The sequence below is a fragment of the Silicimonas lutimaris genome (genome assembly GCF_047314965.1).
Lineage (GTDB): Bacteria > Pseudomonadota > Alphaproteobacteria > Rhodobacterales > Rhodobacteraceae > JAVJUV01.
Genome location: NZ_JBLBVK010000053.1, coordinates 87,021 through 99,298 on the forward strand (window position 1 = coordinate 87,021; position 12,278 = coordinate 99,298).

13 protein-coding genes are annotated in these 12,278 nt (G+C 61.6%); 6 read left to right on the plus strand and 7 right to left on the minus strand.

Translation table 11 applies throughout. The features are described 5' to 3' along the window. Window positions 1-28: 28 nt before the first annotated feature. Genes ACKLNI_RS14525 through ACKLNI_RS14535 form a run of 3 tightly spaced genes read right to left on the minus strand, consistent with a single transcriptional unit; the run spans window position 29 to window position 2,790 of the window. On the minus strand, window positions 29-811 hold the full coding sequence (locus tag ACKLNI_RS14525; protein WP_413719799.1) for a segregation and condensation protein A: 783 nt from the start codon (window positions 809-811) through the stop codon (window positions 29-31). Next, window positions 804-1,805, minus strand: coding sequence for a glycoside hydrolase family 3 N-terminal domain-containing protein (locus ACKLNI_RS14530; RefSeq protein WP_413719800.1), 1,002 nt, complete (start codon window positions 1,803-1,805; stop codon window positions 804-806). The genes ACKLNI_RS14525 and ACKLNI_RS14530 overlap by 8 nt, the downstream gene beginning before the upstream one ends. 1 nt (window position 1,806) lies before the next feature. Next, window positions 1,807-2,790, minus strand: coding sequence for an SPOR domain-containing protein (locus ACKLNI_RS14535; protein ID WP_413719801.1), 984 nt, complete (start codon window positions 2,788-2,790; stop codon window positions 1,807-1,809). A 343-nt stretch (window positions 2,791-3,133) separates the two neighbouring features. Between ACKLNI_RS14535 and ACKLNI_RS14540 the strand changes: the two genes are divergently transcribed. Next, a complete protein-coding gene (locus ACKLNI_RS14540) occupies window positions 3,134-4,291 on the plus strand; it encodes a hypothetical protein (RefSeq protein WP_413719802.1) in 1,158 nt (385 codons plus the stop codon). A 121-nt stretch (window positions 4,292-4,412) separates the two neighbouring features. Here ACKLNI_RS14540 and argS read toward each other — a convergent pair whose 3' ends face one another. Further along, window positions 4,413-6,137 carry an arginine--tRNA ligase gene (gene argS, locus ACKLNI_RS14545; RefSeq protein ID WP_413719803.1) on the minus strand — a complete coding sequence of 575 codons (1,725 nt, stop codon included), beginning with the start codon at window positions 6,135-6,137 and terminating at the stop codon, window positions 4,413-4,415. 178 nt (window positions 6,138-6,315) lie between these two features. On the opposite strand from argS, the gene ACKLNI_RS14550 reads away from it, so the two are divergent. Continuing rightward, entirely contained in the window at window positions 6,316-6,930 is a 615-nt protein-coding gene (locus tag ACKLNI_RS14550) for a hypothetical protein (protein ID WP_413719804.1), read from the plus strand. 18 nt (window positions 6,931-6,948) lie between these two features. Here the strand turns inward: ACKLNI_RS14550 and ACKLNI_RS14555 are convergent, their stop codons facing one another. Then, complete coding sequence (locus tag ACKLNI_RS14555; RefSeq protein ID WP_413719853.1) at window positions 6,949-8,124, minus strand: deoxyguanosinetriphosphate triphosphohydrolase; 1,176 nt, start codon at window positions 8,122-8,124, stop codon at window positions 6,949-6,951. Window positions 8,125-8,207: 83 nt separating this feature from the next. Here ACKLNI_RS14555 and ACKLNI_RS14560 point away from each other — a divergent pair, with 83 nt between their 5' ends. Beyond that, window positions 8,208-8,534 (plus strand): HesB/IscA family protein, encoded by a 327-nt coding sequence (locus tag ACKLNI_RS14560; RefSeq protein ID WP_488199642.1) that lies wholly within the window; start codon window positions 8,208-8,210, stop codon window positions 8,532-8,534. A gap of 33 nt (window positions 8,535-8,567) precedes the next feature. Here the strand turns inward: ACKLNI_RS14560 and ACKLNI_RS14565 are convergent, their stop codons facing one another. Continuing rightward, on the minus strand, window positions 8,568-8,993 hold the full coding sequence (locus tag ACKLNI_RS14565) for a DUF1330 domain-containing protein (protein WP_413719806.1): 426 nt from the start codon (window positions 8,991-8,993) through the stop codon (window positions 8,568-8,570). Between the two features lie 108 nt (window positions 8,994-9,101). Then, a complete protein-coding gene (locus ACKLNI_RS14570; RefSeq protein WP_413719807.1) occupies window positions 9,102-10,124 on the minus strand; it encodes a fatty acid desaturase in 1,023 nt (340 codons plus the stop codon). A gap of 334 nt (window positions 10,125-10,458) precedes the next feature. Between ACKLNI_RS14570 and xth the strand changes: the two genes are divergently transcribed. The 3 genes from xth to ACKLNI_RS14585 all read left to right on the plus strand — a co-directional run bounded on the left by xth (window position 10,459) and on the right by ACKLNI_RS14585 (window position 12,277). Then, window positions 10,459-11,238: an exodeoxyribonuclease III gene (gene xth / locus ACKLNI_RS14575; protein WP_413719808.1), complete on the plus strand. Its 780-nt coding sequence runs from the start codon at window positions 10,459-10,461 to the stop codon at window positions 11,236-11,238. A 114-nt stretch (window positions 11,239-11,352) separates the two neighbouring features. Further along, window positions 11,353-11,826, plus strand: a complete 474-nt coding sequence (locus ACKLNI_RS14580; RefSeq protein ID WP_413719809.1) for a hypothetical protein — start codon at window positions 11,353-11,355, stop codon at window positions 11,824-11,826. Between the two features lie 58 nt (window positions 11,827-11,884). After that, window positions 11,885-12,277, plus strand: a complete 393-nt coding sequence (locus tag ACKLNI_RS14585) for a VOC family protein (protein WP_413719810.1) — start codon at window positions 11,885-11,887, stop codon at window positions 12,275-12,277. Window position 12,278 lies beyond the last annotated feature (1 nt).

Consider the following 12,278-nt stretch of genomic DNA (forward strand, 5'->3'; position numbering starts at 1 on the left):
GAACAGGCTCTCGCGAACGTCCCCTTCCTCAACCACGGGCGACAGACCTGATCTGGATGGGGGCGAACGTGTCAGTCTGCCTGATCTGGATCGCGCCGTTCTTCACCAGCTCCAGCGAAGCCGCGAAATGGCTGGCCGTGGCCGAGCGCCGCCGGACCGGATCGGTCTCCCAGCCCTCGGGCAGATAGGACATCAGATCGGTCCAGTCGCCCGCATAGCCTATCAGCCCGCGCATCCGTTCCAAGGCCTGCTCCAGCGTGAAGACATGTTTGCGGTCGAAGGCATAGGGCCGGAACTCGTCCTTCGTCCGGATACGGGCATAGCCCTGCATCAGGTCCAGAAGCGTCGCGGTATAGCGCACCTTCCGCACCCGTTCGATACTCTCGGGAATGCCCCGCACGAAAAAATCCCGTCCCTTCTGGTCCCGCGCCATCAGCTGGGCCGCGCATTCGCGCATCGCCGCCAGACGCTCCAGCTGGAACGCCAGATGGGCGGCAAGCTCCTCGCCCGAGGGCCCTTCGTCCGCCGGATCGGGTGGCAAAAGAAGACGCGATTTCAGGAAGGCCAGCCACGCGGCCATCACGAGGTAATCCGCTGCCAGTTCGATCCGCAACGACTTGGCGCGCTCTATGAAGGCAAGGTATTGCTCGGCCAGCGCCAGGACGCTGATCTTCCGAAGGTCCACCTTCTGGGTCCGTGACAGCATCAACAGAAGGTCGAGCGGGCCTTCGAACCCGTCGACATCGACAATCAGTGCTTCCGCCGCAAGACGGGCTTCGACATCGTCGAAATCGGCGTCGCCGTCAGGCATTGTCTGCTCCCCCGGTTAGAGAGGCAAATTCGGCTTCCAGCGTCGGAATGTCAATATCTGTTGGGGTTCTCCGGCAGGAAAGCGCAATATCTGCCCTCTCCGCCGCGTCTTGCGTCATCTGGCCCATGGTGTCCGCAAGCAACTCCATCTCGTCCGGATCGCCATTGCAGTGCAGCACCAGATCGCAGCCAGCTGCCAGCGCCGCCGCACCGCGCTCCGCCACGCTGCCCCGAAGCGCGCCCATCGAGATATCGTCGGTCATCAGAAGCCCCTTCAGACCAAGTTCCTCCCGAAGATACCGGATTCCTGCGGGTGAAAGGGTTAACGGCACCTCGGGATCGATCTCCGGCAGCACGATATGCGCCGTCATCACCATCGGCAGATCCGCCAGCGCCCGGAACGGCGCGAAATCCGTGTCCCGAAGATCGGCCAGCGGCACGTCGATCCGCGGCAGTCCCTTGTGGCTGTCGACCGTCGCGCGCCCGTGGCCCGGCGCATGCTTGATCACCGGCAGGCAACCGGCATCCATCAGGCCCTCCGCACAGGCCCGCGCCATCGAAACGACCGTCGCAGCATCCGTGCCGTAGCACCGGTTCCGTAGGAAAGGATGCGTTTCGGGCCAGGCGATGTCGCCGGAGGGCGCGCAGTTCACGTCGATCCCATGCGCCACGAGTTCGGCGCCAATCAGAAGACCGCGCAGGTACATCGCGCGCGCGGACCCGGTCTGCGCAACCTGGTCCAGCGGCGGCAGCCATTCGCGCCAGTGAGGCGCGCGCATCCGCTGCACCCGACCGCCTTCCTGGTCGATCAGTACCGGCGCCTCGCGCCCGACCGCCGCACGAAGATCACCCGTCAGCTGCCGAAGCTGCTCCGGGTTCTCGCAATTGCGTTGGAAGATGATAAAGCCCCAAGGGGCGGCCTCACGGAAAAACGCGGCTTCCCGCGAGGTAAGAGTCGGCCCGGAGGGCGCGAATATATACGCGCCCTGCCCCAAGTTACTCCTGCACCACCGGAATGCAGTTCGCGCCGTCCGACACCAGGACCGAGCAGAACCGCCGCGCGTCGGCCAGGTCTTCGAACCCCATTGCACGAAGCCGCCAGAACGTGCGCCCGCCCGTCTGGGCCTCCTGGATGACCAGTTCCTTACCGGTCATGTAGTTGCCGAACTGGGCATTGGCCTTGTCCCATTCGGCGCGCGCGATCTCGGCGCTGCCGAACGCCCCCAACTGCACAAGGCGCGTGCCGGCAGGGATGGTCGACGGATCGATCTCGCTCGCACCGCCCGTGGCCGAAGGCATGTAGCTGACGGCTTGAAGGTTCTCCGGCCGGATCAGCGGGCGCGGTGTCACGACCGGCACGCCCGGAGCAGCCTCGACGGTCAGAACGGCGGGCTGGGCATCCTCGGCTTCATCGGCAAGCCCCAAGGCAAGAGCAACGGCCAGATCGGTGCCCGAACGGTCCGGCTCCGCCACGGTTTCTTCCTCGACCGCCAAAGTCTCGCTGGCCACCAGCGGAACCGCCTCGCCCTCGCCTTCGTCCGCTTCCGTCGCCATGACCGACGCTTCCGTGGTCTCGATGCTCATGGGCGCGTCGACCAGCGGCGGCGGAGCCAACTCCGCCATCGGCTGAAGTTCAGCCATCGCCAGGTCTTCTTCTTCGTTCAGAATCGACGGCTGCGGCGCCAGAACAACCCGGTCGGCAAGATTTTCCTCGGTCCGTTCTTCCGCGATCCGGTTGACGGACAAACCCTGATACTCGCTGGCCAGTCCGCCCGGATCCTCCGGCGCGACCCGCATCGGACCTTCAAGCGCGCGCACTACGGGGACACCGGAGACATCGCGCACCCAGAGCTTCCAGCCCCAGGTCGCAAGTCCCGCAATCAGAACCACCGAAAGAAATGCGCCCGCCCAGTTCAGCGCCGCCGTCAGCGATCCGCCGAACCGGGAATCGCCGTAGTCGTCATAATTGAATGCCGCCATTTTCCATGCCTCTCACCAGCCGCCGGTTGTTCCAGCGGTCCGTCCTGCTCGTTTGACGTCGGTGGTGCGCTTGTTGTCAGCGCGGTTCCTCGCCCGCCGTCGCCACAAGTGTACCCAATTCGCAGGAAATAACAACGCCCACGGCGCGCGTCAGGGCGTTTTCCGCCGCCCTTGCCCGGTGGCGGTGCCTCATCGGGTCGCAAACCGCCGGGTGGAAGCTCAATTCAAAGCTGAAAGCCGCCCTGCAGCGAAGGACGGCTTCGAGCCCAAGTTGCAATTCTTCCGCAATGCAGCGAATGTCATCTTTTGAATCGCTGCATTTTTCTTGCATGAGGCATATCCAATGACGGCAATTTTGGGCGCTGTTCACGAGCAAGTTCCGTTTTTGATTGGCGATGTAATGGTGTCTTCTCCGCGGGCACCGCACAACAACGTCGTTCATCCCATGTCGGGTGTGCCATCGGTTGCTGCACCGGTTTGGTTTGATACTCGTTATGCTGTCGATTGGCGTCAAAAGCTTGTTGTGATTGGCACGCACCTGCTAGTCGCTTGGGCTGGTTCTAGGTTGGAAGCTCGCGCAACGATCCGAAGAATGCGTGAGCGTTACGCCCAGATCGACCCAACCGACTTTTCGCAGTTGGAGACTTGTTTGCAAGTTGCGGACGAGCTTGAGATTAGCAAATGCGATTTCATTTTTCTTCTTGCTAACAGGCAACGGTGGGGCTTGCGTAGCTACGGTCGCGGTGCAACAGGATTCAAAACTCGCTGGTCCGAGAATGCAGTAGCAGCGGGCTCAGGCTCGGACATGTTGATCGACTCTTTGGACGTGGTGTCTGAGTTTGGGGATCGCGCCATTGACCCGTTTAATCGCACCTTGGGTCAACTTGTCCTCGCTGCGGCTAGAATGTGGTACTTTGACTTGTCTGGTGTTGGAGCGACTTACGCGTTTGGAGGATGCTTTGAGATGGCAATCCGACAAAATAGCCAAATCTCCAAACTGGACGACGTACTATTTGTCAGCCATGTCTATCGTCCCAACGAAGGCATCGGATTGCTGCCGTATTTCTTGAAGATAGACTATGTTGGTGACCTACTCGTTGCTAGGGTTCTCGATTTTTCTTTGCCGCCAAAATCACCGGACGTTGATTTTGACTACAAGAGGACTGCCGTATATGTAATTCCGCCGGTCGATACAATCTGGTCAGCTTCAAACCCTGCGCCCGAGCGGGAGGCGCTTATGGCTGAATTGGGTAGTTTGAACGCTTCCCATTTTGGAACTTATGTGAATATTCCTTCCGTCGATCCTAAAAAGAACCCGCACTCGGTTTCGCTTCACACGTACAACACTGAAAGTAGACCGATTGAGTTCGAGTTTGGGGAAGGCGAGTTGCCTGTTGGTTTCAACATGACGGATACATACTTGAACGGCGTAATTAGAGCTGTCAGGGACACGCTGATTGATGCCAATGAGCCTGTGCCAAAGTCGTGGGACAGCATATGATAGGGTGCAGCTTATTGGGTTTTGCCCAATTCACTGTAAGCCAAGTTCCAGTTCGCGGCCATTGACTGTCATATTAAGTGCGTCCGGTTAGTCCCGCGAGCGGACACGACAAATTCCGCCCTCAGCGCATCTCCTCGACCGGCGTGACGCCAAGTATCCCCAGACCGTTCGCGATCACCACCGCCACCGCGCGCGGAAGCGCGATCTTGGCCGCCGTGGCCGCCGGCTCATCCTCCTGGAGGAAGCGCAGCGCCGGTTTGTCGTTGCCCTTGTTCCAGAGTGCGTGGAAATCCGAGGCCAGTTCATAGAGATAGAACGCCACCCGGTGCGGCTCGTGGTTCCGGGCCGCGATCTCCACCAGGCGCGGCCATTCCGCGATCTTCTTCGCCACCTGGAACTCGGCCTCATCCTCCAGCTTCGCGTTGTCGGACCAGTCGAGATGCATCTCCTCGGCCTTCCGCATCACGCTCCGGATCCGGGCATGGGCGTATTGCACATAGAAAACCGGGTTATCCTTCGACTGCTCGGTCACCTTGTCGAAATCGAAATCCAGCGGCGCGTCATTCTTCCGCGTCAGCATGTGGAACCGCGTCACGTCAGGCCCCACCTGCTCGACCACGTCGCGCAGAGTGATGAACGTCCCCGCCCGTTTCGACATCTTGAACGGCTCGCCGTTCTTGTAGAGCTTCACCAGCTGCGTCAGCTTGATATCCAGCGGCACCCGGCCACCCGACAGCGCGCTGACGGCGGCGTTCATCCGCTTGACATAGCCGCCATGATCGGCCCCGAAAATGTCGATCAGCTCGTCGAAGCCCCGCGCGATCTTGTCCCAATGATAGGCGATATCGGGCGCGAAATAGGTCCAGGAGCCGTCCGACTTCATGATCGGGCGGTCCACGTCATCGCCATGCTCGGTCGACTTGAACAGCGTCTGTTCCCGCGGCTCCCAGTCCTCGGGTACCTTGCCCTTGGGCGGCTCCAGCGTGCCCTTGTAGATCAGACCCTTCTTCTTCAATTCCTCGATCGCCGCCTCGATCCGGCCCGTGCCGTAAAGGGACTTCTCGGAGTAGAAGACATCCATCTTCACGCCGATGGCCGCCAGGTCCTCGCGGATCAGGTCCATCATGGCCTCGGTCGCGAAATCTCGCACTTCGTCCAGCCAGTCCGCCTCGGGCTTGTCTAGAAGCGTGTCGCCGTATTTCGCCTTGAGCGCCTCGCCGATGGGAATGAGGTAGTCGCCCGGATACAGACCCTCGGCGATCTCGGGCGACAGCCCGTTCGCCTCGCGGTACCGCTCATAGGCCGACCGCGCCAGCACGTCGACCTGTGCGCCGCCGTCGTTGATGTAGTACTCACGGGTCACGTCATAGCCCGCGAAAGCCAGCAGGGATGCCAGCGCATCGCCGAACACCGCCCCCCGCGTATGCCCGACATGCAGCGGCCCGGTCGGGTTCGCGCTCACATATTCCACGTTCACCTTCACATGGCTGCCCATGCCCGAATGGCCAAAGCTCTTTCCGGCATCGATGGCCTCGGCCACGATGTCATGCCAGACGGCGGGCTTCAGGCGCAGGTTGATGAACCCCGGCCCCGCCACCTCGGCGCTCTCGATGTTTGGGTCGGTCGCCAGCCGCTCCACCAGCTCCTCGGCAATCGCGCGCGGCGCCTTTCCGGCCGGCTTGGCCAAGACCATCGCAGCGTTGGTGGCCATGTCTCCGTGCGCGGCATCCCGCGGCGGCTCGACGGCCACGGCGCCCCAGGACAGGTTGGATGGCAGATGCCCGTCGGCCACCATTGCGTCCAGCGTTTCGATGACAGAGGTGCGGATTTCGGCGAAGATGTTCATGCGGGTTTTCCTTCAATCGCACCGGGTTTACCACTTCGCCTGTCAGACGCAACGCCGCAGCGCACACGGAAGCGCGGTGCCTCGACCGCCTGCACGGCTTCCCCCAAACCGGGAATCGTGCGAGGTTCCCCCAATACTATGAGCGCGGCCGACGTGGCCGGAAATTACAGGCACGATCATGATGGTTAGAACATTCGCCACCCTCGCCCTCCTTTTTTCCGCAGGGTGCGGTGGCGGGTCTGCGCCGGACAGCACACCGCCGGGACAGACACCCCCCACCGACTATTTCTCGGGCAAGATAGCCTATGACGAAATGACGGCACTCTTGGCCGCGCGTTTTAATACCGCCTTCGTCCCTCCTTTCGTCGAAGGAATGCCGACAGCCGGCAATGCTTCGTACCAAGGCTATTTTCTGGCCGAAATCCAGACCGACCCGCAAACCACACGACTTCTGGGACTGGCGACCGTCAATGCCAATTTCGACTCCGGCACAATTTCGGGCGCGGCCTCGGATTTCGTGGGCGTCGACCGGACCGGGGCGATGGACGACTATTCCGGAGGCGTCTCAATGACAGGCGGCTCGGTCGGCGTGAACCGCCCTAACGATTTCCTGTTGCCCTACAGCGGTTCGCTGAACGGAAACGGCGAGATCGTCAGCCTCTCGGGCACCTTGCTCGGTACCTTCAAGGGCGACCCGGTCCTGGGGATTCTTGGCGAGGACAGTGCACCGACGACAGCCATCGACTCAAATCCCTTCACCGGCCAGGTCAATCTGAGCGCGTTGGGTCTGTAGGCAACGGGATCAGGCCAGTTACCCGACCGGGACGCTGCGCATCGCCGAGGCATCCACGCCGCCGACGAACCGCTCGTGGCATTGCAGCGCGAACCGGTCGGTCATGCCCGCGATATAGTCCGACACGATCCGCGCAAGCGCGGTCTCGCCGTCGGCCTCCTCGACGTCCTTCCGCCATTGCTTCGGCAGGTTTTCGGGATGCGCCATGAAGAAGGGGAACAACTCGTTCACCACCTTCGTCACTTCCTTGCGCATCTCCACCACCGTCGGCGCGCGGTACATGCGCGTGAACAGGAACTGCCGGATAACCTTCAGATCCTCGAACATCGGCTCAGAGAAACGGATGATCTGGAAACCGGCATGCCGAATGTCGTCCGCGCTCCTCGGAGCGATCTCCTGCAGGCTTTCCCTGGCCACCCCGATCACATCCTCGACCAGCATCCCGAAGAAGCGCCGAAGCGCCTCGTGCCGGCGCCGGTAGTAGTTCAGACCCGGGTACAACTCGTCGACGCGCGCGAAGCAGCGATCCAGGATCGGCATCTCAGCCAGTTCGTCGGTCGAGAACAGTTCGGCCCGCAAGCCATCATGCAGGTCGTGGTGGTTATAGGCCACATCGTCGGAAATCGCCGCCACCTGCGCCTCGGCGCTGGCATAGGTCTCCAGCTCCAGATCGTGCAGTTCCTGGTATTCGGCCAGCGCCCAGGGCAGCGCGCCCGTCACCGGACCGTTATGCTTGGCGATCCCCTCCAGCGTCTCCCAGGTCAGGTTCAGCCCGTCGAACTGCGCGTAATGCCGCTCCAGCGCGGTGACGATCCGAACCGCCTGCGCATTGTGGTCGAACCCACCGTAGGGCGCCATCAGCAGCGTCAGCGCATCCTCGCCCGTGTGTCCGAAGGGCGGATGGCCCAGGTCATGGGCCAGCGCCACCGCCTCGGTCAGCTCCGCATTCAGCCCCAACGCGCCCGAGATCGTGCGTGCCACCTGTGCCACCTCGATCGAATGGGTCAGCCGCGTGCGGAAATAGTCGCCCTCGTGCTCGATGAAGACCTGCGTCTTGTGCTTCAGCCGCCGGAAGGCGCTGGCATGGATGATCCTGTCCCGGTCACGCTGGAAGCATGACCGGAAGGTGCTCTCATCCTCCGGATAGAGCCGTCCCCGGCTCTCGGCCGGATCAGATGCATATGGCGCGCGCATGTCCCTGCCCGTCTTGTTCGCCTGTCCCAAGGCCCATATATTGTCGAAAGCCCTGAATTGAAACGTCGGAGTCCATCATGGACCTGAACCTGCCACCCAAAGTCACTTCCCGCGCCTTCGCGCGGCTGGCCGAGATCAACGACGGATCGGACGCCCCCAAGGCGCTGCGCGTCGCGGTCGAAGGCGGCGGTTGCTCGGGGTTCCAGTACAACATCGATCTCGACGAACCCGCCGAGGGCGACCTCGTGCTTGAAGGCGACGGTCAGAAAGTCGTGGTGGACGAGGTCTCGCTGCCGTTTCTCTCGAACGCGGTCATCGACTTCACCGAGGAACTGATCGGCGCGCGCTTCGTGATCGAAAACCCGAACGCCACCTCCTCCTGCGGCTGCGGCACCAGCTTCTCGATCTGAGCCTCTGCCTGCCCCGATACGGAATTCACCCGATCAGGACTCGGAGCCAAACCCCGAACCGCTGGCGGCCGGAGCGAGGCGAATCAATCTGGAATCGAGTACCGCAGCCTGCCGATGCTTCACCGCCTCCCGGTACACCGGATCGCGGATCATTTCGACGAAGGCCGTGACAGACGGGTACTCTGCGACAAAGCATTCGTCCCAGGCTTCTGCCTCTGATCCAATCAGCATGCACTCGAAGTTGCCGCGCCAGACAATTCTGCCGCCCAACCTCGCGAACACGGGGTAACTCTCGCGGCCATAGGCTGCATAGGCTTCGGCACCGGTCGCATAACGTCCGTCGGGATAAGCCGCATGGTCGCGAAATCGAACCAGGTTCAGCATGTGGATCGGCCCAGGACGATCGTTCGCTCGAAACGCGGCAAAGGCCTGCCTGGTCGGGTCGACAAATCTGGACATGCGCACAATACCTTGTCCGGGCCGCCCCCTGTCGTCACCGGGCACTTAGCGCAATTCCTCTGGCGCGCATAAACTCGTGCAAGAGACTGCGATTCACATTCTGGCCACCTAGGCCCTCAGCGCGCGCGCCTGTGAAAAGGACAGAAGACGCCGCGTCTTCTCGTCCCAAAGATGCAGGCGCACGGTGGCGAGACTCTCGCGGATGGTCATGCGATTGAGGTCCGACAAGGGCGGATGATCGCGCAATACCTCGGGCAGCCGATAGAACGGGATGCGGCTGTTCAAATGGTGAACATGGTGGATCCCGATATTCGCCGACAGCCATTGCAGCGGCCTCGGCAAGACATAATGCGAACTGCCGGCCAACGCTGCCTCCTGCAGCTGCCATTCCTCGCCGCTCCGCCAGTGAGTCTCTTCGAACTGGTGCTGAACGTAGAACAGCCAGACACCCGCGGTCCCCGCCAGAAGCGAGGTCGGCAGGAAGATCAGCAGGATCGGCATCAGGCCACCGAAATAGAACACGATCCCAAGCGCCGCGATGATCCCGGCGTTCGTCGCCATAGCGCTCAGCCAGTACCTGGCGCTGGCCATGAACCCGATCGGCAGGCGGTTCTGCAGGAAGAACAGGTACCCCGGCCCCAGCCCGAACAGGACGATCGGATGCCGGTACAGGCGGTAGACGAAGCGGTTGAAAGGTGTGCGCTGATAGTACTCGTCGACCGTCAGCGTCATGACATCGCCGATCCCCCGGTGGCTCAGATCGCCGGCAGACCCATGGTGGATGGAATGGGAGCGCCGCCAGACATCGTAAGGCGTGAGGGTAAGAACACCGATCACCCTACCCAGCCAGTCGCTGGCCGTCCGGTTCTTGAAGAACGCGCCATGCCCGCAGTCGTGCTGAATGGTGAACAGCCGCAACAGGAAACCCGCGTTGCAGAGCGCGATCCCAAGCGTCAGCCAGTAACTGATCGACAGCGACCACCAGGCCAGCGCCCAAAGGGCGACAAAGGGGCCGACCGTGACGGCCAGTTCGAACAGGCTGCGCGCAGCATCCGGTTCACGATAGCTCGCAATGATCCGCGCCCAGTCTTTCGCCGCGCGGCCCTCGCTCTCAATCGGAATATCTGACATCTGCCTGCTTTGTTCTTGTTGTTGACAGATTGAATAGACGAAAGCCCGCGCAGTGCAAATGCTACTTTGCCTCACCGGCCGAAAAGATGCCGCGATTTTTAGCGTCGTTCGGGATTTCACGCCCGGCGTGTCGGACACCGAGGCGCGCATCTGCGGCCGCGACGCAATGACCGGTTAACTCCCCGTTCATATTGGGTACCCGTTCCACCATATCTGGGGGCTGCCCGGATGACACGCATACGGTTGCCATACGTTTTGCCGACGCCTTGCCGACGCACAGCCGACAGCAGGTTTCCGCTTTGACAAGACCGCGCATTTCCCGTCATGTGACCCCATGAAAATCGCGACATTCAACATCAACGGCATCAAGGCGCGGATCGACGCGCTCACCGGGTGGCTCACCGAAAGCCAGCCCGACGTGGCCTGCCTGCAGGAAATAAAGTCGGTGGACGAGAACTTCCCCCGCCAGCATTTCGAGGATATGGGCTACACGGTCGAAACCCATGGCCAGAAAAGCTTCAACGGCGTGGCGATCCTTTCCAGACTGCCGCTCGAAGATGTCACCCGCGGCCTGCCGGGCGATGATGGAGACGAACAGGCCCGCTGGATCGAGGCAACCGTGATGGGCGAAAAGCCGATCCGCGTCTGCGGCCTTTACCTGCCGAATGGCAACCCGGCTCCCGGCCCCAAGTACGACTACAAGCTCGCCTGGATGAAGCGGTTGAAGGCCCGAGCTCAAGCCCTTCTTATCGCGGAAGAACCCGCGATCATGTGTGGAGACTACAACATCATCCCCCAGGACGAGGACGCCGCCCGACCCGAAGCATGGCGCGATGACGCGCTTGCCATGCAGCCCTCGCGCGAAGCCTTCCGCGAAATCCTCAACCTCGGCTTCACCGACGCTTTCCGCGCCCGCACTCAGGGGCCGGGGCATTACACGTTCTGGGATTACCAGGCCAACGCCTTTGACCGGAACGACGGCATCCGCATCGACCACCATCTGCTTACCCCGCAGGCCGCCGATCTTCTGAACGATTGCTGGATCGAAGCCGCTGTGCGCGGGCGCGAGAAACCCTCCGATCACGTGCCGATCTGGATCGATCTCGCAGCCTGATATTGCATGACATCGGCCGCAGCCCCCAGATAGGCGCCAACCCGCCGACACGGCTCCGGCTGCCTTACTTCTGCCAGAACCGGTGGTTAACCACGGATCAAAAGGAGCAGACCGATGACACGTACTCTCGCCCTCATCCTCGCCGCCACAGCCGCGCTTCAGCTGTCCGCGCCCCCCGTTTCCGCCAAGGACAAGGGCTGCCCGCCCGGCCTCGCCAAAAAGACCCCAGCATGCGTGCCTCCGGGACTTGCAAAAAAGGGTGTAACCAAAGGGGATTTCGAGGAAATTCGCCGCGAAGACGATGACGAGGATGATTATGTCTATGACCGCTGGCGCCGCGGCGACCGCCTGCCGTCCGACCGGTACGTGATCCTGGACGAAGGCGACCGGGTCATCTTCGAAGGCCAGGAATACATTGTCGTCGATACCGACAACGGCACCGTCCTGCGCCGTGGGGACGATTGGTACCGCCTGCCTCGGTACGATGACAGCGAATATGTCCGTATCGGAGACGCCATCATCAGGGTCAATCGCGAGACGAAGCAGGTGATCGACCTGATCCGCCTTGCCGATCTTATTCTAAGCTGACGACACTTTCGTCACCCAAGAACGCGTGCTACGCTTTCCTCCAAGAGAGGATAGCACCATGAAAATCAACGGCTTCAGCCATGTGAACGTCCGCACAGCCCAACTTGAGGAAATGATCGCCTGGTACGGCGACATTCTCGACATGCATCCCGGACCTCGCCCCGACTTCTCGTTTGGCGGCGCGTGGCTTTACGCCGGTGACAACCCGTTCATTCACCTCGTCAAGGTGGCGGACCCACCTCAGACGCGCGAGCCGAGAATAGAACACTATGCGTTCGACGCGACGGGGATGGGCGATCTTGCAGCCAAGCTGGATGCCCGCGGAATCCCCTACAGCATCGATCCAGTGCCCGGTTTCCCCCTTGTTCAGATCAACTGCTACGATCCCGACGGAAATCACATCCACATCGACTTCAGCCGCAAGGACGCCGAAGACGCCGGTCTGGTCTGAC

What these genes read in the sequence shown, in the direction of transcription:
- ACKLNI_RS14525 (WP_413719799.1), bottom strand. Translation starts at nt 811, where the DNA reads ATGCCTGACGGCGACGCCGATTTCGACGATGTCGAAGCCCGTCTTGCG.
- ACKLNI_RS14535 (WP_413719801.1), bottom strand. Translation starts at nt 2,790, where the DNA reads ATGGCGGCATTCAATTATGACGACTACGGCGATTCCCGGTTCGGCGGA.
- ACKLNI_RS14540 (WP_413719802.1), top strand. Translation starts at nt 3,134, where the DNA reads ATGACGGCAATTTTGGGCGCTGTTCACGAGCAAGTTCCGTTTTTGATT.
- argS (WP_413719803.1), bottom strand. Translation starts at nt 6,137, where the DNA reads ATGAACATCTTCGCCGAAATCCGCACCTCTGTCATCGAAACGCTGGAC.
- ACKLNI_RS14550 (WP_413719804.1), top strand. Translation starts at nt 6,316, where the DNA reads ATGATGGTTAGAACATTCGCCACCCTCGCCCTCCTTTTTTCCGCAGGG.
- ACKLNI_RS14555 (WP_413719853.1), bottom strand. Translation starts at nt 8,124, where the DNA reads ATGCGCGCGCCATATGCATCTGATCCGGCCGAGAGCCGGGGACGGCTC.
- ACKLNI_RS14565 (WP_413719806.1), bottom strand. Translation starts at nt 8,993, where the DNA reads ATGTCCAGATTTGTCGACCCGACCAGGCAGGCCTTTGCCGCGTTTCGA.
- ACKLNI_RS14570 (WP_413719807.1), bottom strand. Translation starts at nt 10,124, where the DNA reads ATGTCAGATATTCCGATTGAGAGCGAGGGCCGCGCGGCGAAAGACTGG.
- xth (WP_413719808.1), top strand. Translation starts at nt 10,459, where the DNA reads ATGAAAATCGCGACATTCAACATCAACGGCATCAAGGCGCGGATCGAC.
- ACKLNI_RS14580 (WP_413719809.1), top strand. Translation starts at nt 11,353, where the DNA reads ATGACACGTACTCTCGCCCTCATCCTCGCCGCCACAGCCGCGCTTCAG.
- ACKLNI_RS14585 (WP_413719810.1), top strand. Translation starts at nt 11,885, where the DNA reads ATGAAAATCAACGGCTTCAGCCATGTGAACGTCCGCACAGCCCAACTT.